Origin of the sequence: Sinomonas sp. (genome assembly GCF_051955515.1) — a bacterium.
Taxonomy (GTDB): Bacteria; Actinomycetota; Actinomycetes; order Actinomycetales; family Micrococcaceae; genus Sinomonas.
Genome location: NZ_JBQCGQ010000299.1, coordinates 1 through 19,919, shown reverse-complemented (window position 1 = coordinate 19,919; position 19,919 = coordinate 1). Strand labels below are relative to the sequence as shown.

Here is a 19,919-nt window from a genome sequence, read left to right as displayed (position 1 = left end):
GACGAGGAGGCCCAGCGCCGCGTGCTCGAACACGGAGACGTGGTGGAGCGGTGCTGGGACCACCGGCACAGCGTGCTCCCGATGGGGTTCAATGTCATCGTGGCGCCCGGGCCGAATGAGACAGCCGAAGAAAGGCTCGTCGCGTGGCTGGCCGACACGGCCCACGTCCTCACCGAGCGGCTTGCTTCGCTCGCGGGGCTCGTGGAGCTTCGGGTGGAGATCTCGCTCGACGAGCAGGTGGCGGCGGAACAGAACGAGGACGCCCGCGCTCTCGAGGCCGAACTCGGGGAACGCCCGCCTGGCGTCCAGCGGCTCCTGCAGCGCCGCCTCACGGCCCTCCGCGAGGGGGCGGCCGAACGGCTCGCGGACCGGCTGTACCCGGAGTTCCGGCGTCGGCTCGCCGCGCTCTCCACCGACCTCGCCGAGAACGTCCGCGGCCATCCGCCGGCCGGGTGCGTGACCGTGCTCAACGTCGCGGTGCTCGCGCGCGAACAGGACATCCCCGGCATCGGCGCGGAACTCGGGGACATCGAGCTTGAGGAGCCTGCCGCACGAGTGACCTTCCTCGGGCCTTGGCCGCCCTTTTCCTTCGCCGACGTGCCCCACTCGCCGTCGGTAGAGTGGACTGCATGAGTGACGGAATCGACGTCGGCAGCCCGGACGAAATCGAGGAGGGCACCGCGCGGATCGTGGAGCCCGAGGAATCGGGGTTCGAGGAGCCGATCGCCGTCTTCCACACCGAGACCGGCTGTTTCTTCGCGCTCAACGACATCTGCACGCACGAGGAGGCCTCCCTCGCGGAGGGCTGGATCGAGGGCGACACGGTCGAGTGCCCGCTGCATTCCTCGAGCTTCGACCTGCGCTCCGGCAAGGTCCTCGGCCTGCCCGCCACCGAGGATGCCCGCACCCACAGGGTCGAGGTCGAGGACGGCAGGATCGTCCTCTACCCGGGCCTCGACGCTGAGAAGGCCGTCCGGCACAGCGGTCCGTCGGCCGGCTGATGCCACTCCGCCGCATCCTCGTGGTGGGCGGCGGGGTCGCGGGATTCAGCGCCGTGCGCGAGCTGCGCGAGCGCGGGTACGACGGCGAGCTCACGCTCCTCTCCCCAGAAGGCCTCCCCTACGACCGCCCCCCGCTCAGCAAGGGCTACCTCCTCGGCACTGAGGACGCCCAGAAGATCCGCCTCGTTCCGGAGGCCTGGTACGAAGAGCACGGTGTGGGGCTCGTGCCCGAGCGGGTTTCTGCCTTACGCCCTGCCGAGGGGGCCGTTGAGCTCTTGAGCGGCCGGTTTCTTGGGGCCGACCGGGTCCTCCTCGCCACCGGCAGCACGCCGCGTCGCCTCGGCATTCCGGGCGGCGAGGCCGTACTGACCCTCCGAACTCGCGCCGATGCCGACGCGCTCCGCGCCGCTCTCGCGCCTGGGGCGAGGGTCGCCGTCGTCGGCGCTGGGCTCATTGGCTCGGAGGTGGCCTCGGCCGCCGTCGTCCTCGGCGCGGACGCGACGCTCATCGATCCCGTGGTTCCGCCCCTGGTCCCCGCTGTGGGTCGCGCCCTCGCCGAGCGGCTGCAGGGGATGCACGCGGAGCGGGGCGTGCGGACTTCGGTGTCGATCCCCGTCTAAATCACGCACGACGGCGGAACCCGGCTCATGCGGCTCGCCGACGGTTCCGCGGTGCAGGCCGACCTGGTCGTGGCCGGGATCGGCGTGGTACCCGAGACCTCACTGGCCGAGGACTCCGGGCTTGCGGTCGACGACGGGATCCTCGTCGACGCTGCCGGCGCCACCTCGAATCCGGGCGTTTTCGCCGCCGGGGACGCAACGCGCCTCCGGCGCCCGGACGGGACTCTCGCCCGGCGCTCGGAGCACTGGGAAGCCGCCGTCAGATCAGGTCAGGCCGCCGCCGCCGGAATCCTCGGGGAGACGCCGCCCGCGTTCGGTGCGCCGTGGTTCTGGTCGGATCGGCACGGGGTGCACGTCGAGGCCGTCGGGACGCTCGACGGCCGGCAAGCGCCTGGCAGTCGCACAGTCGTGCGCACCGCCGACGGCACTCCCGACGGCGTCCCTCAAGCCGCGTTCCTCCTCGCCGCCGATGGGCGTCTCCTCGGATGCGCCGTCGTCGACCTCCCGCTCATGGTTCGGGCCGCGCGCCGCATCATCGACCGCGGCCTCTTGCCCGACGCCGACGCCCTCGCGGACCCATCCGTCGACCCGCGGAAGCTCGCCCGCTAGCAACGCCTGGCCACCTCTGCCCCCACGCGTGGCCACCTCTGCCCCCACGCGTGGCCACCTCTACGTCACGCAGCCGTCAGGTGCAGTCCCTCCACGATCGAGTCGACAATGCCCTCGGGCGTCTGGGAAATATCGAGCCGAAGATGACCGCGGGAAAGCTCCTCCTCGGTCAGCGGCTCGAGTGTGGCGAGCTGGCTGGGCAGCAGGCCGGTCGGCATGAAGTGCCCCGAGCGCGAAGCCATGCGCTCGGCGAGAAGTTCGGGGGTGCCGTCGAGGTGAGCGAAGACGACGCGACCGTCGGCGTGGGCGAGCAGATCGCGATAGCTCCGTTTGAGCGCCGAGCAGGTGAGCACCGTGCTCCGGCCGGCGGCGGCCTGCGCGCTCATCCAGTCGCGGATGCTGGCGAGCCAGGGCCAGCGGTCGTCGTCGGTGAGGGGGCTGCCGCTCGCCATCTTGTCGATGTTCGACTGGGAATGGAACTCGTCGGCCTCGGCGAGCGTCCAGCCGAGCCGTTCGGCGAGTGCGGCGGACACGGTCGTTTTGCCAGCTCCGGCAACGCCCATGACCACGACATGCAGGGATTCCACTTGCTACCTCCGCAGAAGACGTCATTGGCTTCGTGAGAAGCACTCCCTCAAAGATAGCACCATTGCGTGTGATAGGTCATACTTTTTGTCATGATGGCGCAACAGAACGACAAGGGAGAGCCGGGCGGCGGCGGCCTCCACCGGCGGATGCTCGACGCAGTGGGCGAAGCCATCGTTTCGGGGCGGTACGAGCCCGGTCATCGCCTCACTCTCGACGAGCTCCAGCGCGAATTCGGCGTCTCGCGCACTGTTGCCCGGGACACGATGCGCGTGCTGGAGACGATGAACCTCGTGACGTCGCGCCGTCGGGTTGGCATCGTGGTCCAGGACCCAGCCCACTGGAACGTCTACGACCCCCAGCTCGTCCGCTGGCGTCTCACGTCCCCACGCCGCGACGAGCAGTACGCTTCGCTCACCGAGCTGCGCATCGCCGTCGAACCTCTCGCTGCCGCCGGCGCGGCCCGCCGGGCGAGCGGGAACCAGCGCCTTGAGCTCACCCGGCTCGCCGCCGATCTCCGACGCCTTGGCGAGGCCGGTGACCTGGACGCCTTCCTCGACGCCGACATTGCCTTCCATCGGCTCATCCTGAGCAGCAGCGGCAATGAGATGTTCGCCGCCCTTGAAGGAATGGTGGCCGAGGTCCTCACGAGCCGTACCCGGCAAGGACGCATGCCCTTCCACCCGCGAGACGAGGCGCTGGACGCCCACGAGCGTGCGGCTGCGGCCATCGCTCGCGGCGATGCGAACGGCGCCGAGGCCTCCGCCCGCGAGATCCTCCACGAGGTCCGGGGCGCACTCAATCTCAGGTGATGCTGGCTCGCAGAATCAGTGAGCACGACGACGGAGGGTGCCCCCGCTCAAAAGGCGCCCTCCGCCGTCGTACCCGAAACGGCTCTGAGGCGAATTATCTGTACCCGAAACGAAAGAAGAGGTCAGAGGGCCTCGATCGCCGCCTTCGCGGCCGGGTCCGACTCGTTGAGGAACGTTGAGATCCGCTCGGGCTCGCCTTCCTCGCCGATGGCTGCGGCTGCGCGGCCGAGGTCGTACAGCGCGCGCAGGAAACCCTGGTTCGGCTCATGCTCCCACGGCACGGGGCCGGCCCCGCGCCAGCCGTTGCGGCGCAGGGCGTCCAGCCCGCGGTGGTACCCCACGCGGGCGAAAGCGTACGACTCGACGGTCTCGCCCGCGGCCCAGGCCTCCTCGGAAAGCAGGGCCCAGAGCAGGGAGGACTCCGGGTGCTTCACGACGAGGGCACGCGGGGAGTGCCCCGTCGCGAGGCCCTGGTACACCTCCGTCTCGGCCGGGAGCCGCGTGGGCTCGGGGCCAAGGAGGTTGGTGCGGAATTCGTCGCTCACTTGATCGACTTGCCCTCGGAACCAAGCTGCTGCGCCGCCTCCACAACGCGGGCCGCCATGCCGGCCTCGGCCGAAGCGCCCCACACGCGCGGGTCGTAGGTCTTCTTGTTGCCGACCTCACCGTCGACCTTGAGGACGCCGTCGTAGTTCTTGAACATGTGGCCGGCCACCGGACGCGTGAACGCGTACTGGGTGTCGGTGTCGATGTTCATCTTGATGACGCCGAAGGACACGGCGTCCGCGATCTCCTGCTCACTCGAGCCCGAGCCGCCGTGGAACACGAGGTCGAATGGCTGGTCCCTGCCGATCTTCGCGCCGACCTCGGCCTGGATCTCCTTGAGGATCTCGGGGCGGAGCTTGACGTTGCCCGGCTTGTAGACGCCGTGGACGTTGCCGAACGTGAGGGCGGTGATGTACCGGCCGTTCTCGCCGGCGCCGAGGGCCTCGACGGTCGCGAGGCCGTCGGACACGCTCGAGTACAGCTTCTCGTTGATGGCGTTCTCGACGCCGTCCTCCTCGCCTCCGACCGCGCCGATCTCGACCTCGAGGATCATCTTGGCCGCGGACGTCCGGGCGAGGAGGTCCTTCGCGATGCGGAGGTTCTCCTCAAGCGTCTCTGCCGAGCCGTCCCACATGTGCGAGTTGAACAGCGGGTCCCGGCCGGCCTTGACCTCGGCCTCCGACGCCGCGAGGAGGGGCAGGACGAAGCCGTCCAGCTTGTCCTTCGGGCAGTGGTCGGTATGGAGGGCGATGTTGACGTCGTAGTTCTTCGCGACCTCGCGCGCAAACGCGGCGAAGCCGAGCGAGCCGGCGACCATGTCCTTGACCGACGCGCCGGACCAGTAGGCGGCGCCACCGGTGGAGACCTGGATGATCCCGTCGGAACCGGCCTCCGCGAACCCGCGGATCGCCGCGTTGAGCGTCTGGGACGAGGTGACGTTGACCGCCGGGAACGCGTAGCCGCCGTTCTTGGCGGCATCGATCATCTCGACGTACTTCTCAGGGGTGGCGATAGGCATGGAATCTCCTCGATTCAGGTCCGTGCGGCATAACTGCGCGGCGGTGTGCTGGCCACTTCACATCCTAGCGATCGGCGTCGCGCCGGGCTTCCCCGCCCAACAGATGACGACGACGGCGGGAGCCTCCCGCCGTCGTCGGCATCTGTAGCGCCTGTTTAATGCTGGGCCGCCACCTGCTGCGCGAAGGCCTCGGTCATGCTCCCGACGCCGGTGACGTCGTCATAGCCGGACGTCGCCACCAGCGAGGTGTCGAGGCCGAGCGTCGCCACGAAGGTCTGGCCGGGGTAGGCGCGGGCGAGGTTGATCGCGTGGGCGGGGCTGGTGACGTCGCGCAGGGCAGCCGTCGGGGTGGCCGCCGCTTGGTACACCGCCGGGTTCGCGAAGCCGATCCGCTTGCCGGCCGCCGCTTGGGCGCTCGCCATGAGGCCCGCGGTGAGCGGGCACGCGAGCGAGGTGCCGCCGATGCGGAGCTCGCTGTAGGAGCCGGAGTTCAAAGAGTGGTCATTCGTGATCGGGCTGTAGCCGATCTTGAAGCCCGTCCAGACGTCGGCGAGTGCCGAGACGTCGGGCGAGACCCGCTTTCCGTTGGCGAGACCCTGCGGGACGAGGGCTGCCTGGTACGCCGGCTGGCCGAAGGCGGCGCTGCGGCCGCCGCCTGCGCCGTACTGGAAGACGCCGGGAAGCGGTCCCGCGTAGGCGAGCGACCCGTCACGCTGGGTCACGATCTCCTGACGCGTGGTGCCCCATGCGGTCTCCCAGAGGTAGTTGTTGGACGCTCCGAGCGCGAGGCTCGTGCCGCCCACCGAGGTCACGAAGGGAGAGCTCGCCGGGAAATCGGGCGAGGTGTAGCCGAGCGCGGCCTTCTCATCACCGCTGTCACCGCTCGAGAAGTAGAGGCCGATTCCCTCCACGGCGGCCTGCAGATGGTTGTTCTGCTGGCCGAGGAGCACGTCCGAGGGAACTGCCTCCCCGACGTACCCGTAGCTGTTGCTCACGACCGTCGCGAGCTGGCCGTCGAGGACCTTCGACATTGCGAGGTCGAGGCCCGCGCCGCAGTTGGAGCCGCCCGCATAGAGGATATTGGCGCCGGGAGCCGTGCTGTGGACGGCTTCGACGTCAAGAGCCTCTTCGCCCTGCCAGCCGCTCGGCTGGCCGCAGAGGGCCTGGTCGTAGTAGACGGGGGGCAGGAGCTCGCGGTACGAGGTGGAGCTCAGGGCCGGGAGGCCGTGGAGCGACGCGTAGTGGTTCGCATCCTGCGCCATGGTCGGCGCGGCATACGCGTCGATGATGGCAACGGTCTGGCCGCTGCCCGCCGTCGTGTTCATGGCGACGCCGTCGCCGAGGCCGTACGCGGCCTGAATCTGGCCTGGCGTGTACCCGCAGAGGACCGTCGGGACCGAGGTTGCCCCGGTCTCGGTGGGCGGAACCGTGACTTCCTTCTGGTCCCAGTATTGGGAGCACGGCGTCGCGACGGGCGGCGGGGCCGTCTTCGCTGCCGGCTGCGCGTCGCCGCCGTCGACGACGTTGTCCGGCCGGGTGAGCATGCGGCCCTGGTCGATGCTCACCGCCGAAACGGAGGCCGCAATGTCGCCCGGTAGCGTCGGGGAGCGGTCCGGCCCGATGAGGCTCTGGCCCTCGAAGGAGTACGTCTGCTCGGCAACCTGGAAAGCGCTGTTGAACTGGCTCACCGTGCCACGGAACACTACGTACTGGCCGCTGTCAGGGACGCCTGTGATGACCATGCCCTGGGCCTTGAGCCAGTTGACGACCGCATCGGTGTCCGCCTGGGCCGGCGCGAAGCGGGACTTCCACTGGGCGAAGCTGAGGAACTGGCCGTACTGCGCGCTCCCGGGCGTCGAGACCGCCGTAGCCAACGCCTTCGCCCCCGCCTCGTCGCGGAGGCCGAGGTAGATCTCGCCCTCGATCGTGGTGTTGCTGAGGGGGATGCCGGTCTTCGCACGGGATCCGGCCCACGGTGGGACCGAGCCGGGATAGGCGGTGGATTTCGACGGCGGAGGGCTGGGCGGGGCGGCAACGGCGACCGCGGCGGTGCCCAGTCCTGCGACGCAGGCGAGGGCGGCGGCGGCCGCAGCAGCGCGCAGTGAATGCCGACGAGAACCCAGATGATTGCCCATATTCCCTCTCCTTCGAAGCACGGGCTGCCTCGACTGCAGCGAGACTAGTCCTGAAATGTTCATGACAGAACTGTCGAGAAGCTGGGAGTTACCCGTGAATTCTGAAAGCCAGCTGTGATTGGCCACTCCCGGGGCGACCCCTGTACGCTGGTGATGCGCAGGGGAGTATCCCAAGCGCCGTACACGTCAACACGTCGGGCGCGGGAGCCCGGCCGGGTGCGGCGGCCTGTCTAAAGGCGATCGAGCCGATCAGCGGGTGGAAAGACTTGTGGGGATCACGCCTACCTTGCGAAAGGGACTTGAATGTCCGTCTCTCCCCTCGTCTGGACCGTCACGATCATCGTGATCGTGGGCCTTCTGGCCTTCGACTACTTCTTCCACATCCGCAAGCCTCACGCCCCCACGCTGCGTGAGGCATCGATCTGGTCCGCCATCTATGTCGGTGCCGCGGTAGTGTTCGGCATCGTCGTCCTCATGGTCGGCGGAACTGAGATGGGGAGCCAGTACTTCGCCGGCTTCATCACAGAGAAGGCCCTCTCGGTCGACAACCTCTTCGTGTTCCTCGTGATCCTCGCGAGCTTCCGGGTCCCGCGGGAGGATCAGCAGAAGGTGCTGCTCTTCGGCATCGTCTTCGCGCTCATTGCCCGGACCGTGTTCATCTTCCTGGGCGTGGCCCTCATCAACAGCTTCGCGTGGATCTTCTACGTCTTCGGCGCCATCCTCCTCATGACGGCCGGGCACCTGCTCAAGCCCGAGAGCCATGATCAGGACGAGGCGGACAACATCATCGTCCGGCTGGCCAAGAAGATGTTCCGGACCTCTCCCCACTACGACGGCGACAAGCTCTTCACCATCGAGAACGGCAAGCGGGTCCTCACTCCGATGCTGCTCGTCATGGTGGCGATCGGCGGGACGGACATCCTCTTCGCGCTCGACTCCATCCCCGCGATCTTCGGCCTCACCCAGAACGCCTACGTGGTGTTCACGGCGACCGCGTTCTCCCTCATGGGCCTGCGGCAGCTGTTCTTCCTGCTCGACGGCCTGCTCGACCGCCTCATCTACCTCTCCTTCGGCCTCGCCGCCATTCTCGCGTTCATCGGGGCCAAGCTCGTGCTGCATGCCCTTCACCAGAACACGCTGCCGTTCATCAACGGGGGCCAGCACGTCGAAGTCTTCGAAGTCACGACCGGCCTGTCCCTCGTGGTCATCATCGGCGTCCTGGCCATTACCATCGTGGCCTCGCTCGTGAGCCCCGCCGGCAAGGCACAGACGGCCATCAACAACGCCCGCCGGCATGCCGAGAGCTACCTCGACCTCGAGTACACCGCAGATCCGGCTGAGCGCGAGCGAATCTACCAGAACCTGCTCGACGAAGAGGACGCGATCCGCGCGATGGACAAGAAGTACCGGGACAAGGCGAAGGACGTCGACGCTATTCGGGCGAAGGTCGAGCAGGCTCACGCACGCCACGCCGAGTACCTGGGCAGCGCGACCTGATCCGGGGCTTACGGCCCTAGCCGTCTCCGGGGGCGCCTGACACTCTGAAAGGTCAAGGCGCCCCCGGAAGGAAACCGACCATGCCGTACACGCTGTCCCTCCTCGTGCCGCTGTCCTTCGCCGAGACGATGGAGCGTGTGCGCGCCGCCTTGGCCGGACAGGGCTTCGGGATCCTTTCGGAGAGCGACATCCGTGCCACCTTTGCGGCCAAGCTGGGCCTCGAAGCGGCTGGCACCCTCGGCGACTACGTCATCCTCGGGGCGTGGAATCCCGGGCTTGCCCGCCGCGCCCTCACCGCGGAACCGCAACTCGGCGCGCTGCTGCCGTGCAACGTCGTCGTGCGTCGCGGACCCGACGACGAACAGACGACCATCGATGCCGTCGATCCCCTCACGCTTGTCCAGCTGAGCGACAGCCCTCAGGTCAAAGCCGTGGCAGACGACGCGAGCGCACGGATCAAGGCCACGCTTGCCTCCGTCGCCGCCGCAACGCAGCCGGCTGCCTAGCGCGTTCTCCGGAACGTCTTTCCCGGCGGCGCGGGAACTGCCGCCCTGGCCTCCGGGTCCGCAGCCCTTCGACGGCGCAGCTCAAGGGCCAGGCTCTCCTGCCCGCGGGCCATGGCCCAGCGGTGGTTCGCCGCGAAGACCGGCTTGAACAGCCAGCTGAGCCGCTTGAGGAGCGGCTTGCCGACGGTTACGTTCCAGTCGTAGCGGATCACCGTCTCGGGCCCGTCTTGAGTCAACGTCCATCTGCCGTTGCCGTTGAGGTCGCCGATGGCCGAGATGGTGAAGCCTTCGGGGGTGATGGACTGCGTGACCTCGAGCGTCCAGCGGAGCGTATACGGAAGCCAGCCTTTGGTGTAGAGCGCGGCGCGCCTCCCCTTCCCGTCGGGTCCCCCAGGGTTCAACGTCCGGACGTCGAGGTACACCGCTGGCCACCAGCGAGGCAGTTCCTCGACGGGTCCGAGGACCGAGATCACTTCCTCCCGAGTGCCCGCAACCCTCCAGAACGTTACAAACGAGTAATCGGTGCTGGCCATGGGCTTCCCTTCCGCGCCTCTCGTTCCTCCACTGTACGGCTGGCCCTTCAACCGGACAGGACGGCGGGCGGAAGATACTAGTGGGGTGGAACTCTGGGAGAAGCTGCAGATCAAGCCCGAGTCGACCGTTGCGGTGGTGAACTCCCCTGCCGACGGCCCGACAATCGAGGGGCCCTTCACCGTTTCCGACCATCCAGGCACGGCGGACGTGACGATCGTGTTCGTGAAGGATCGCTCCGAGATCGAATCGGCAGCGCAGCCTGGCATCGACGCAGCGATCGCCGATCGTTTGGCGTGGGTCGCGTACCCGAAAGCGAAGAAGCTGGGCACCGACCTCAACCGTGACCTCCTCGCCAAGGAGCTCATAGCGCGCGGGATCGACCCCGTCCGGCAAGTCTCTCTCGACGACGTGTGGTCGGCCCTGCGCTTCCGCCCGGCCTTCCGGGCGCGCTGACCGAGCACCAGCTCACTGCGAGGGCGCCTGCCCGAACACGTGGCGCCGGATCCACGCATGCATCGCGATAGCCGCGGCCGAGGCGGCGTTGATCGACCGAGTCGAGCCGAACTGCTCGATGGACAGCGTGGCCTCGGCGGCGTTGTGCACCTCCGGCGTCAGCCCGGGCCCCTCTTGGCCGAAGACCAGGACGCAGCGCCGAGGCAGGTCATAGGTCTCGAGCGGCACGGAGTCGGGGAAGATGTCGACCCCGAGGATCGCCAGTTCTTCAGAGCGAGCCCACTCCACGAAGTCCTCGACGGTCGGATGATGCCGGATGTGCTGGTAGCGGTCGGTGACCATGGCCCCGCGACGATTCCACCGCCGTCGTCCGATGATGTGGACCTCCTTGGCGAGGAACGCGTTCGCGGTGCGCACCACCGTTCCGATGTTGAGGTCGTGCTGCCAGTTCTCGATTGCCACGTGGAACTCATGGCGGCGAGTATCGAGTTCGGCGACGATGGCGTCGTGCTTCCAGTACCGATAGCGGTCCAGGACGTTGCGGCGGTCGCCGTTGGCGAGGAGCTCGGGATCCCAGTGGTCGCCCTCGGGCCACGGCCCCTCCCACGGGCCGACGCCGACCTCGATCTCGCGCTCTTCGCCCTCTTCGGTCACCGGTCAAGCCTATTCATGTCACGACCGCGGCGCGTACATGATCACGGCCATGCCCACGAGGCAGACGACGGCGCCGATGATGTCGTAGCGGTCGGGCCGGTACCCGTCGAACGCCATGCCCCAGGCGAGCGAACCGACCACGAACACGCCGCCGTACGCGGCGAGAATCCGGCCGAAGTGCGCGTCCGGCTGGAGCGTCGCCACAAAGCCGTAGAGGCCCAGGGCAATGACGCCGACGCCGACCCAGACCCACCCGCGCTGCTCCCGAATGCCCTGCCAGACGAGCCACGCCCCGCCGATCTCGAACACAGCAGCGAGCACGAACAGCAGGATCGACCGAAGAAGCGACACGACGTCACCCTACGCCGGGTAGACACTCACCGCGGCGGCTTTCACCACGAGGACGACGGCGGTGCCCGGCGCGAGATCGAGGTCGGCGGCCGCCGCGGCGGTGAGGTCCGCGACGACGCGCGTCCCGCCCGCAGCGGAATGCACCCGAACCTGCGGTCCCCTCGGTTCCAGCTCCTCGACGGCGGCGCGCCACGCATTGCGGGGCGAACCGTGCGGCACGCTCTCCGGACGGAAGAGGGCCACGTCCGCGGGGCGGAAGACCGCGACGCCGTCGCCGCCCCGGGCGGGAGACTCGCCGTCGTCGGCCGGGGTTCCCGATACCTCGCCCAGCCCGTCCACGGCGAGGCGACCCTCTGCCGTCGTCCTCCCCTGCACGAAATTGAGCCCCGCCAGCCCCGCCGCAAAGTGGCTGCGCGGGCGCTCGAGGAGCGCCGCCGTCGGCCCCTGCTCGGCAACCGTGCCGCGCTCCAGGACCACGACGCGGTCGGCGAGGAGGTGCGCGTCGAGCACCTCGTGGGTGATGACGACGGCGGTCCGGCCGGCGAGCACCCGCCGAAGGAGGCGGCGCAGCGCGGGGGCGGCGGCGACGTCGAGCGCGGCGAACGGTTCGTCCAGCAGGAGGAGCCGGGGTTCGGTGGCGAGGGCGCGGGCGACGGCGATGCGCTGCGCCTGCCCGCCCGAAAGCTGGGCAGGGCGGCGGTCAGCGAGCGCGACGGCGTCGACCTCGGCGAGCCAGCGTTCCGCGGCGGCCTGCGCTGCGCGGCGCGAGGCCCCGGCCGCGCGCGGCCCGAAGGCGACGTTCTCGAGCACGGTGAGGTGCGGGAAGAGCAGGGGATCCTGGGCCAGGAGCGCCACTCCCCGCGCGTGCGGGGGAATCCACGCTCCGTTGCCGGTGTCGAACAGGACGCGGCCGTCGAGCTCGGCACGGCCCTCGTCGGGTCGCAGCAGCCCCGCGGCGAGCCCGAACAGCGTGGACTTGCCTGCACCGTTCGGCCCGAGGACGGCGAGCGTCTCGCCGTCCTGTACGTCGAGCTCCACATCAAGGCCGCGTTCCCGCAGGATGGCCCTCAGGCTGAAGGTCACAGCGCCGCCGCTCCGGCCGCGCGCCGCCCGTAGGCGATCCCGACCACGGCTCCCGCGATGACCACGAGCACGAGCGCGAGGGCGACAGCTGCGTCCGGGTCGACCTCGCGCTGGAGGTACACCTCAAGCGGCAGAGTCCGCGTCACGCCTTGAAGGCTGCCTGCGAAGGTGAGTGTGGCGCCGAACTCGCCGAGGCTGCGGGCGAACGAGAGCACGAGCCCCGAGGCGAGGCCCGGGATGACCAGGGGGAGGGTGACGCGTCGGAACACGTGGGTCGGGGCCGCGCCCAGCGTCGCGGCGACCGCCTCGTAGCGGCCGCCCGCCGTGCGCAGCGCACCCTCAAGGCTCACGACGAGGAAGGGCAGGGACACGAAGGTCTGGGCCATGACGACTGCGGTGGTTGTGAAGGCGATCTGGACGCCAGCCACCTCGAGCCATCGCCCCACGAAGCCCAGCCTCCCAAACGTGTACAGCAGCGCGAGACCGCCGACGACGGGCGGCAGCACGAGCGGCAGCAGCACGAGCCCGCGGAGCCATCGCCTCCCTCGGAGCGGTCCTCTTGCGAGCACGAGCGCCATGGGCACTCCGACCAGGACACACGCCACCGTGCTTGCCAGCGCCGTCACGAGGCTCAGCCGGAGCGCCGCGAGCGACGACTCCGACGTGATGAGCGGCACGAAGTGCGCCCAGTCGACGCGCGCCAGAATCCCGATGAACGGGACGACCACGAACAGCAGGCCCACTGCTGCTGGCGCGTAGACCCAGCGCGGGATGCCCGTATAGCCGCGGGAGCTACGGCGCGCCGAAGCCTGCATCGCCGAGCACTTTCCGCCCTTGATCGCCGCGGACGAAGTCGACGAACTCCTGCGCGAGTGCCGAATCCTTCGATCCCTTGAGCGCCGCGATGGGGTAGCGGTTCACCGCGGCCGAGGACTCGCTGAAACTCACGCCGTCTACTTTTCCCCCAGCGGCCTTGACGTCGGTCACGTAGACGAGCCCAGCGTCCGCGTCACCGGAGATCACCTTGCCGAGCACGTCTGTGACCGACTGCTCCTCGCTCACCGGCTTGAGCGTGACCCCAGCGGCCTGCGCCGCCTTCTGCGCGGCGCTCCCGCACGGGACCTGCTGCGCGCAGACCACGAGCCGCGTGCCCGACTTCGCGAGGTCCTGGAACGAGTGGATTCCGGCGCGGTTGCCCTTCGGGACGGCGATCTCGAGCACGTTGGTGGCGAAGATCCGAGGGGCGCCCGCGGTGAGGCCCGCGGTGGTCGCCTTGGTCATGTTGGCCTCGTCGGCTGAAGCGAACACGTCCGCAGGGGCGCCATTCTGCAGCTGGGCCACGAGGTCCGACGATCCGCCGAAGCTGAAGGTGACTTTCGCGCCCGCGTGGGCGGCTTCGAACTCGTGGCCGAGTTCCGTGAAGGTCGACTTCAGAGAGGCTGCCGCGAAGACTGTGAGGCTCGCCGCGCCCGAGGAGCCGCCACCGGTCGCGTTGGCCTCCGGCGGCATCCCCGCGCATCCGCTGAGCAGCCCAGCGGCGACGACGGCGGTGGCCACCACCGAGAAGAAGCGTTTCACGAGGCCTTCCCTCCAGGAGTCTCGACGATCACGGTCGTTGCCTTCACGACCGCGGTTGCGACCGTTCCGGGCTCGAGGCCGAGGTCGCGCACAGCCTCCGAGCTCATGAGCGAGACCACGCGGTAAGGGCCGCACTGCAGCTCGACCTGAGCCATGACCTTGTCCTGAATCACGTTGGTCACCAGGCCCACGAAGTTGTTCCGCGCCGACCGGGCGACGCCGCTCGCGTCCTTGGGCGCGTTCGCCAGCCGGCGCGCGTGCTCGGCGAGTTCGGCGCCGTCGATCGCGGCGCGTCCCGCGGCGTCCTTCGTGGCACTGAGCGCTCCGGAATCGACCCAGCGCCTCACGGTGTCGTCGCTGACGCCGAGGAGGCTCGCGGCCTCCGCGATGCGGATAAGAGGCATGACGGAAGTATATTCCGCAATTGCGGGTCTCTTCGCTTTTGATGAACGCATCTGAGGATGTGGGGAAGGTCATTGCCTCAGGGCCCGAGCGAGGTGGAAGACTAGCGCGTATGGCTGACTCCACTGCCACCACGGCAGAACACGAGGACCTCTCCACGCCCCCGGATCGGGACACTGTGCCTTCGCCAACGCCAGCCCAGCAGCGCGTCGTGTACCGCAGCGGCCAGGAGATCGAGTGCTGGCTGACGGACATGGACGGCGTGCTCGTGCACGAGAACCACCCCATCCCCGGCGCCCCGGAACTCATCCAACGATGGGTCGACACGTCCCGCCGCTTCCTCGTCCTCACGAACAACTCGATCTTCACCCCGCGCGACCTCGCGGCTCGCCTCCGCTCTTCCGGGCTGTCGATCCCGGAGGAGAACATCTGGACCTCGGCGCTCGCGACCGCCGTCTTCATCAAGGACCAGATGCCCGGCGCCCGCGTCTACTGCATCGGCGAGGCTGGGCTGACGACGGCGCTCCACGAGGCTGGCATGATCCTCACCGATCAGGACCCCGACTACGTGGTGCTCGGCGAGACCCGGACCTATTCGTTCAACGCGATCACCACCGCGATCCGCCTGATCGTCGACGGCGCCCGCTTCATCGCCACGAATCCGGACGCGACGGGCCCCTCGAAAGAGGGCGTCCTTCCCGCGACCGGGGCGATCGCCGCGCTCATCACGAAGGCGACCGGCCGCGAACCCTACACCATCGGAAAACCCAATCCGATGATGTTCAGGTCCGCGATGAACCAGATCGACGCCCACTCCGAGACAACGGCGATGATCGGCGACCGCATGGACACCGACATCGTCGCCGGCATGGAGGCGGGGCTCCATACCGTGCTGGTCCTCTCCGGCATCACGCAGCAGGCCGACATCCCAACGTATCCCTTCCGCCCCAACCAGGTGCTCAACTCGGTTCAGGACCTGCTGCAGCAGCTCTGACCGCCGAGGTCGGGCCCCCCACCGCCCAGATCGGGGCGCGTGCGCCCGAGGTCGGGTCCCCATCCAGGCGAGTTGCGCCGTCGTCGTTCGCCCGCACCCGACCTCAGCACCACACCACCCGACCTCGGCACCACACCACCCGACCTCGGCGAAGGAAACTTGCATAGCTCGCGCGTGTTGCAAACGCTTACACCACCTGCATAGACTCGTGCGGGCGCCGGGCGGGGGCGCCCGCGAGCCCAGCGACGGGACGGTACCTCGGCTGGGCCATGCCGCCGTGGACCCGGCCCGCTCACCGCATAGACCACGGAGGCCATACCGATGCTCTCCCAGACCCAGCTGGACCTCTGGACGGGGACCGAAGCGCTGCTCTTCGACCTCGACGGCGTGCTGACCCCCACCGCCGTCGTGCACGAGCTCGCTTGGCGCCAGCTCTTCGACGAGTACCTCGCGTCCGTCGGGAAGGGGCCGGCGTACACGGACGCCGACTACTTCGACCACATCGACGGCAAGCCCCGCTTCGACGGCGTCCGCGACTTCCTCGCCTCCCGCGGCATCACGCTCCCCGAGGGGCCGATCGATGATGCCCCCGAGCACGAGACGGTTCAAGGCCTGGGCAACCGCAAGAACCGGATCTTCAACGAGATCATCGAGAACGACGGCGTTGCCCCCTACCCGGGATCGGCCCGCCTGGTGGAGGCGGCCCGGGAGCGCGGCGTGAAGCTCGCCGTCGTCTCGTCGTCCCGCAACGCCCCGGCGGTCCTGCGCGCGGCAGGCCTCGCGGACGCCTTCCCCGTGGTGGTGGACGGCGTGGTCGCGGCTCGCGAGGGTTTGCCCGGCAAGCCGCATCCGGCGACCTTCGTCCGGGCGGCCGAGCTTCTGGGCGTGCCGCGGGGCGCCTGCGTCGTGGTCGAGGACGCCGTTTCGGGCGTCCAGGCGGGAGCGGGCGGCGAGTTCCGCGCCGTCGTCGCCGTGGATCGCGGCGCTGGGGCCGAGGTGCTCCGCGCGGCGGGCGCAACGCACGTCGTCGACGATCTCGCCGAGCTGCTCTAAGGCCGAACCCGAGCCGCACCCAAACCCCTGCTTGATCCCCCTTCTTGTAAGAACGGCACCTCCATGACTCTTGTCACCGCAGACCGTCACCGCTTCCCCCTCGACGAGTGGGCGCTGGTCGAGGCGAGCCACGCCCCGGGCACCGAAGGCACGCTTGAGACGCTCTTCAGCCTCGGCAACGGCCACCTCGGCCTCCGGGGCGCCCACGCCGCGGAGGCAGACGCTGCCCTCCCCGGCGCCTTCATCAACGGCTACCACGAGACCTTCGACATCCGGCACGCCGAGAACGCGTACGGCTTCGCGAAGCAGGGCCAGCGCATCCTCTATGTCCCGGATGCACACGAGACGCTCGTGAGGGTCGACGGTGAGCAGCTCACCTTGGCCGGTTCCGAGGTGCTGGACTTCCGCCGTCGGCTGGACTTCGCGACCGGCGTCTACGAGTGCACGATCGTGTGGCAGTGCACGTCGGGGGCGGTCGTGACGACCCGCGAGCGCCGGGTCGTCGGGGCCGCCTCGCGCTCAAGCATGGGGGTCGAGCTCGAGATCAGCGCGGACCGCAGGATCGTCGCGGATGTCTCCTCCGTCGTCGTCAATCGCCAGGACCAGCCGCGGGACGACCACTCGGAGCACGACCCCCGCCGCGCGGGCCGTCACGCCGGCCGGGTGCTCGAGCCCGCCCTCGCCGAGGGCACGAACGGAAGCCTGCGCCTCGCCTGGACCACCATGACCTCGCGACAAAGTGTCGCGCTGGCGGCCGACCATGTGACGAACAGCCCCATGCCTCCCTTCTCCACGGAGCCGGATGCGGACCGCAGCGCCGTCCGCTACGTGCTGCCGATCGACCCCGGCGAGACCTTCCGCCTCGAGAAGCGCGTCGCCTATGCGGTGGGCGCGGGCGACGGCGGCGAGCTGGTCGAGCGCGCGACCGCCGAACTGCGCGGCTTCGACGAGCTGCTCGCCGAAAGCGCCGCCCACTACGAGCGCTACTGGGCGACCGCTGACATCACCATCGGCGGCCCTGCCGACCTCCAGCAGGCTGTCCGCTGGAACCTGTTCCAGCTCGCGCAGGCCACGGCTCAGGCTGGCGTCGCGGGGATCCCGGCGAAGGGTGTGACGGGCTCGGGCTACGAGGGCCACTACTTCTGGGATCAGGAGATCTACGTCCTCCCCTACCTGACCTACACCGCCCCCCGAGGCGGCCCGGAAGGTCCTGCAGTTCCGGCACGAGATGATCCCCGCTGCCGCCGCGCGCGCGTCGGAGCTGAATGTCGACGGCGTCCTCTTCCCCTGGCGCACGATCAACGGCCAGGAGGCGAGCGCCTACTACGCGGCCGGCACTGCCCAGTTCCACATCAACGCCGCCATCGCCTACGCCGCGGCCCGCTACGCGTGGGCCAGCGGGGACAGCGAGTTCCTCGCCGGGGCCGGAGCAGAGCTGCTCATCCAGACCGCCCGTATGTGGGCCTCGCTCGGCTTCTTCGGCAAGAACGGGCAGTTCCACATCCATGGCGTGACCGGGCCGGACGAGTACACCGCTGTGGTGAACGACAACCTGTACACCAACGTCATGGCGCGCTTCAATCTGCGCGCCGCGGCCTCGCTGGATCACCCCGACATCGCCGACTCCGAGCGCCTCATGTGGTCTCACATCGCCGAGCGCATGGCCCTGCCGTACGACCCGGACATGCAGGTCCATGCCCAGGACGCCGACTTCATGACGCTCGAGGCGTGGGACTGGGAGACGCCGCGCTCGAAGTACCCCCTGCTCCTGCACTTCCACCCGCTCGTCATCTACCGCCACCAGGTTCTCAAGCAGGCGGACGCCGTGCTCGCGATGCTGCTGCAATGGCAGGACTTCACGGCAGAGGACAAGCAGCGCGCCTTCGACTTCTACGACCCCATCACCACTGGCGACTCGACCCTCTCGGCCTGCGTCCAGGGGATCATGGCCGCCGAGGTCGGGTACACCGAGGAGGCCGTGCGGCACTTCAGCACCGCCGCGTTCATCGACCTCGACGATCTGCACCACAACACGATCGACGGCGTCCACACCGCCTCGGCGGGCGGCGTCTGGGCCGCGCTCGTGAACGGCTTCGCGGGCTTCCGCGACCAGGGCGCGCTGCCGTACTTCGACCCGCGGCTCCCCGAGTGCTGGGACCATCTCGAGTTCCGGCTCCAGCTGCAGGGGCGGATCCTGCGCGTGCGTCTCACGTCGGACGTGCTCGCCCTCGCGGTGGAGTCCGGGGATCCGCTCGAGGTGAGCGTCCGCGGAGGCATCGTCGCTGTGGGAGCCGAGACCGCCGTCGTCAATCTCGACGCGCTGCCCGCCCCCGTGCCGAGCATCTTCCCGCGCCCGTTCCCGACCGCGGGGCTGAGCGCGCTCTCGTCGCTGTCCTGACCACCGGGCTCCTTGGAGCCTGCCCTGTCTCTCTGCTCACGGCGTAGCGTGGGGAAGCAGACACCGCATCGCGGAATGTTGAAGCTTCATCTATCGCTGCACTAGATGTCAGCACAAGAGAAAGGAAGCTCCATGGCTCAGTTCACTGGCAAGGTCGCGCTCGTCACCGGCGGCGGATCCGGAATCGGTGAGGCGATCGGCAAGGAGCTCGCGCGCAGGGGTGCCAGCGTGGTCCTCACAGACATCAACCTCGAGGCCGCCGAGCGGGTCGCGCGGGAGATCACGGACGACGGCGGCACCGCCTCCGCCGTGCAGCAGGACACCTCGAACAAGGACGATTCCGAGAAGGTCGTGCGCTTCGCGGTCGAGAAGTACGGCGCCCTCCACTACGCGGTCAACAACGCGGGCATCGGCGGCAAGCAGGCACCCGCCGGCGAGACGGATCTCGAGGACTGGGACCGCGTCATCGACATCAACCTCAACGGCGTGCTCTATGGCATGCGCTACCAGCTCCCCGAGATGCTGAAGGCGGGGGCTGAGGGTAGCGCGATCGTCAACATGGCGTCGATCCACGGCACGGTCGCGGCTCCGCTCAACGGCGCCTATACGGCTGCCAAGCACGGCGTGGTGGGCATCACGAAGAACGCCGCTGCGGAGTATGGAGCCCAAGGGCTGCGCATCAACGCGGTCGGCCCGGGCTACATCAACACGCCGCTCGTGAAGAAGAGCCTGAGCGAGGACGTGCTCAAGGCACTCGAGAGCAAGCACGCGCTCGGGCGTCTGGGCGAGCCGGAAGAGGTGGCCCGCGTGGTGGCCTTCCTGCTTTCCGACGACGCGTCGTTCATCACCGGCGGCTACTACCTGATCGACGGCGGCTACACGGCCGTCTGATCGCACCTTCGCGTCGCACGGCACCTCCTGTCGCACACCCCGTTGTGGGGGGGGGGGCGCCCCGCGCGGGCGCGGGGGGGGGGCCCGCCGCGCCGGGGGGGGGGGGGGGGCCGGCCCCCCCCCCCCCCCCCCCCCCCCCCCCCCCCCGCCCCCCGCCCCCCCGGCGGGCGCGCCCCCCCGCCGTGTCCGCGTCCGGCCT

Annotated in this window: 21 protein-coding genes and 2 pseudogenes; 12 read left to right on the top strand and 11 right to left on the bottom strand. The window is 69.2% G+C overall.

The window, feature by feature from the left end; all coding sequences use genetic code 11:
- From ACTHL9_RS17965 to ACTHL9_RS17950, 4 genes and pseudogenes are all read left to right on the top strand, one after another.
- The coding region (locus ACTHL9_RS17965; protein ID WP_440520631.1) for a GvpL/GvpF family gas vesicle protein at positions 1 to 633 on the top strand (633 nt) is incomplete at its 5' end.
- A complete protein-coding gene (locus ACTHL9_RS17960; protein ID WP_440520630.1) occupies positions 630 to 1,001 on the top strand; it encodes a non-heme iron oxygenase ferredoxin subunit in 372 nt (123 codons plus the stop codon). The genes ACTHL9_RS17965 and ACTHL9_RS17960, both read left to right, overlap by 4 nt.
- Positions 1,001 to 1,879: pseudogene (locus ACTHL9_RS17955) on the top strand (NAD(P)/FAD-dependent oxidoreductase); the annotation flags it as partial. The gene ACTHL9_RS17960 and the pseudogene ACTHL9_RS17955, both read left to right, overlap by 1 nt.
- Positions 1,880 to 1,909: 30 nt before the next feature.
- Entirely contained in the window at positions 1,910 to 2,230 is a 321-nt protein-coding gene (locus ACTHL9_RS17950) for an oxidoreductase C-terminal domain-containing protein (RefSeq protein ID WP_440520633.1), read from the top strand.
- 65 nt (positions 2,231 to 2,295) lie between these two features.
- Here the strand turns inward: ACTHL9_RS17950 and ACTHL9_RS17945 are convergent, their stop codons facing one another.
- Positions 2,296 to 2,793: a gluconokinase gene (locus tag ACTHL9_RS17945; RefSeq protein ID WP_440520632.1), complete on the bottom strand. Its 498-nt coding sequence runs from the start codon at positions 2,791 to 2,793 to the stop codon at positions 2,296 to 2,298.
- Between the two features lie 114 nt (positions 2,794 to 2,907).
- Between ACTHL9_RS17945 and ACTHL9_RS17940 the strand changes: the two genes are divergently transcribed.
- Complete coding sequence (locus tag ACTHL9_RS17940; protein WP_440520629.1) at positions 2,908 to 3,627, top strand: FadR/GntR family transcriptional regulator; 720 nt, start codon at positions 2,908 to 2,910, stop codon at positions 3,625 to 3,627.
- 122 nt (positions 3,628 to 3,749) lie between these two features.
- Here ACTHL9_RS17940 and ACTHL9_RS17935 read toward each other — a convergent pair whose 3' ends face one another.
- The 3 genes from ACTHL9_RS17935 to ACTHL9_RS17925 all read right to left on the bottom strand — a co-directional run bounded on the left by ACTHL9_RS17935 (position 3,750) and on the right by ACTHL9_RS17925 (position 7,326).
- Positions 3,750 to 4,172: a DUF3151 domain-containing protein gene (locus ACTHL9_RS17935; protein WP_440520628.1), complete on the bottom strand. Its 423-nt coding sequence runs from the start codon at positions 4,170 to 4,172 to the stop codon at positions 3,750 to 3,752.
- Positions 4,169 to 5,191 carry a class II fructose-bisphosphate aldolase gene (gene fbaA / locus ACTHL9_RS17930; RefSeq protein ID WP_440520627.1) on the bottom strand — a complete coding sequence of 341 codons (1,023 nt, stop codon included), beginning with the start codon at positions 5,189 to 5,191 and terminating at the stop codon, positions 4,169 to 4,171. Before fbaA ends, ACTHL9_RS17935 begins: the two co-directional genes overlap by 4 nt.
- Positions 5,192 to 5,346: 155 nt before the next feature.
- Entirely contained in the window at positions 5,347 to 7,326 is a 1,980-nt protein-coding gene (locus tag ACTHL9_RS17925; RefSeq protein WP_440520626.1) for a S53 family peptidase, read from the bottom strand.
- A 303-nt stretch (positions 7,327 to 7,629) separates the two neighbouring features.
- Between ACTHL9_RS17925 and ACTHL9_RS17920 the strand changes: the two genes are divergently transcribed.
- The gene (locus ACTHL9_RS17920; protein ID WP_440520625.1) at positions 7,630 to 8,823 is read left to right on the top strand and encodes a TerC family protein; all 1,194 of its coding nucleotides are present in this window, start codon (positions 7,630 to 7,632) and stop codon (positions 8,821 to 8,823) included.
- A gap of 80 nt (positions 8,824 to 8,903) precedes the next feature.
- Complete coding sequence (locus ACTHL9_RS17915; protein ID WP_440520624.1) at positions 8,904 to 9,329, top strand: DUF302 domain-containing protein; 426 nt, start codon at positions 8,904 to 8,906, stop codon at positions 9,327 to 9,329.
- Here the strand turns inward: ACTHL9_RS17915 and ACTHL9_RS17910 are convergent.
- On the bottom strand, positions 9,326 to 9,862 hold the full coding sequence (locus ACTHL9_RS17910; RefSeq protein ID WP_440520623.1) for an SRPBCC family protein: 537 nt from the start codon (positions 9,860 to 9,862) through the stop codon (positions 9,326 to 9,328). The two genes, ACTHL9_RS17915 and ACTHL9_RS17910, sit on opposite strands and share 4 nt — an antisense overlap.
- Before the next feature lie 85 nt (positions 9,863 to 9,947).
- Between ACTHL9_RS17910 and ACTHL9_RS17905 the strand changes: the two genes are divergently transcribed.
- Positions 9,948 to 10,316: a hypothetical protein gene (locus tag ACTHL9_RS17905; RefSeq protein ID WP_440520622.1), complete on the top strand. Its 369-nt coding sequence runs from the start codon at positions 9,948 to 9,950 to the stop codon at positions 10,314 to 10,316.
- A gap of 12 nt (positions 10,317 to 10,328) precedes the next feature.
- Here the strand turns inward: ACTHL9_RS17905 and ACTHL9_RS17900 are convergent, their stop codons facing one another.
- Genes ACTHL9_RS17900 through ACTHL9_RS17875 form a run of 6 tightly spaced genes read right to left on the bottom strand, consistent with a single transcriptional unit; the run spans position 10,329 to position 14,386 of the window.
- Positions 10,329 to 10,970, bottom strand: coding sequence for a TrmH family RNA methyltransferase (locus ACTHL9_RS17900; protein ID WP_440520621.1), 642 nt, complete (start codon positions 10,968 to 10,970; stop codon positions 10,329 to 10,331).
- A gap of 18 nt (positions 10,971 to 10,988) precedes the next feature.
- Complete coding sequence (locus tag ACTHL9_RS17895) at positions 10,989 to 11,321, bottom strand: YnfA family protein (protein ID WP_440520620.1); 333 nt, start codon at positions 11,319 to 11,321, stop codon at positions 10,989 to 10,991.
- Between the two features lie 9 nt (positions 11,322 to 11,330).
- Complete coding sequence (locus ACTHL9_RS17890) at positions 11,331 to 12,404, bottom strand: sulfate/molybdate ABC transporter ATP-binding protein (protein WP_440520619.1); 1,074 nt, start codon at positions 12,402 to 12,404, stop codon at positions 11,331 to 11,333.
- Positions 12,401 to 13,219 (bottom strand): ABC transporter permease, encoded by an 819-nt coding sequence (locus tag ACTHL9_RS17885; RefSeq protein WP_440520618.1) that lies wholly within the window; start codon positions 13,217 to 13,219, stop codon positions 12,401 to 12,403. The genes ACTHL9_RS17890 and ACTHL9_RS17885 overlap by 4 nt, the downstream gene beginning before the upstream one ends.
- Positions 13,197 to 13,982, bottom strand: a complete 786-nt coding sequence (gene modA / locus ACTHL9_RS17880) for a molybdate ABC transporter substrate-binding protein (protein WP_440520617.1) — start codon at positions 13,980 to 13,982, stop codon at positions 13,197 to 13,199. Before modA ends, ACTHL9_RS17885 begins: the two co-directional genes overlap by 23 nt.
- Positions 13,979 to 14,386: a TOBE domain-containing protein gene (locus tag ACTHL9_RS17875; RefSeq protein WP_440520616.1), complete on the bottom strand. Its 408-nt coding sequence runs from the start codon at positions 14,384 to 14,386 to the stop codon at positions 13,979 to 13,981. The genes modA and ACTHL9_RS17875 overlap by 4 nt, the downstream gene beginning before the upstream one ends.
- A 110-nt stretch (positions 14,387 to 14,496) precedes the next feature.
- On the opposite strand from ACTHL9_RS17875, the gene ACTHL9_RS17870 reads away from it, so the two are divergent.
- The 4 genes and pseudogenes from ACTHL9_RS17870 (at position 14,497) to ACTHL9_RS17855 (ending at position 19,720) form a co-directional block, all read left to right on the top strand.
- On the top strand, positions 14,497 to 15,378 hold the full coding sequence (locus tag ACTHL9_RS17870) for an HAD-IIA family hydrolase (protein WP_440520615.1): 882 nt from the start codon (positions 14,497 to 14,499) through the stop codon (positions 15,376 to 15,378).
- 321 nt (positions 15,379 to 15,699) lie between these two features.
- Positions 15,700 to 16,431, top strand: a complete 732-nt coding sequence (locus ACTHL9_RS17865; protein ID WP_440520614.1) for an HAD family hydrolase — start codon at positions 15,700 to 15,702, stop codon at positions 16,429 to 16,431.
- A gap of 63 nt (positions 16,432 to 16,494) precedes the next feature.
- Positions 16,495 to 18,829 (top strand): annotated as a pseudogene (locus tag ACTHL9_RS17860) (glycoside hydrolase family 65 protein).
- Positions 18,830 to 18,961: 132 nt separating this feature from the next.
- Positions 18,962 to 19,720, top strand: a complete 759-nt coding sequence (locus tag ACTHL9_RS17855) for an SDR family NAD(P)-dependent oxidoreductase (protein ID WP_440520613.1) — start codon at positions 18,962 to 18,964, stop codon at positions 19,718 to 19,720.
- Positions 19,721 to 19,919 lie beyond the last annotated feature (199 nt).

Excerpts from the sequence above, each read along its gene's own strand:
- ACTHL9_RS17875 (WP_440520616.1), bottom strand. The coding sequence starts at position 14,386 with ATGCCTCTTATCCGCATCGCGGAGGCCGCGAGCCTCCTCGGCGTCAGC.
- ACTHL9_RS17940 (WP_440520629.1), top strand. The coding sequence starts at position 2,908 with ATGATGGCGCAACAGAACGACAAGGGAGAGCCGGGCGGCGGCGGCCTC.
- fbaA (WP_440520627.1), bottom strand. The coding sequence starts at position 5,191 with ATGCCTATCGCCACCCCTGAGAAGTACGTCGAGATGATCGATGCCGCC.
- ACTHL9_RS17855 (WP_440520613.1), top strand. The coding sequence starts at position 18,962 with ATGGCTCAGTTCACTGGCAAGGTCGCGCTCGTCACCGGCGGCGGATCC.
- ACTHL9_RS17920 (WP_440520625.1), top strand. The coding sequence starts at position 7,630 with ATGTCCGTCTCTCCCCTCGTCTGGACCGTCACGATCATCGTGATCGTG.
- ACTHL9_RS17910 (WP_440520623.1), bottom strand. The coding sequence starts at position 9,862 with ATGGCCAGCACCGATTACTCGTTTGTAACGTTCTGGAGGGTTGCGGGC.
- ACTHL9_RS17945 (WP_440520632.1), bottom strand. The coding sequence starts at position 2,793 with ATGGGCGTTGCCGGAGCTGGCAAAACGACCGTGTCCGCCGCACTCGCC.
- ACTHL9_RS17925 (WP_440520626.1), bottom strand. The coding sequence starts at position 7,326 with ATGGGCAATCATCTGGGTTCTCGTCGGCATTCACTGCGCGCTGCTGCG.
- ACTHL9_RS17870 (WP_440520615.1), top strand. The coding sequence starts at position 14,497 with ATGGCTGACTCCACTGCCACCACGGCAGAACACGAGGACCTCTCCACG.
- ACTHL9_RS17885 (WP_440520618.1), bottom strand. The coding sequence starts at position 13,219 with ATGCAGGCTTCGGCGCGCCGTAGCTCCCGCGGCTATACGGGCATCCCG.
- ACTHL9_RS17865 (WP_440520614.1), top strand. The coding sequence starts at position 15,700 with ATGCTCTCCCAGACCCAGCTGGACCTCTGGACGGGGACCGAAGCGCTG.
- ACTHL9_RS17915 (WP_440520624.1), top strand. The coding sequence starts at position 8,904 with ATGCCGTACACGCTGTCCCTCCTCGTGCCGCTGTCCTTCGCCGAGACG.
- ACTHL9_RS17960 (WP_440520630.1), top strand. The coding sequence starts at position 630 with ATGAGTGACGGAATCGACGTCGGCAGCCCGGACGAAATCGAGGAGGGC.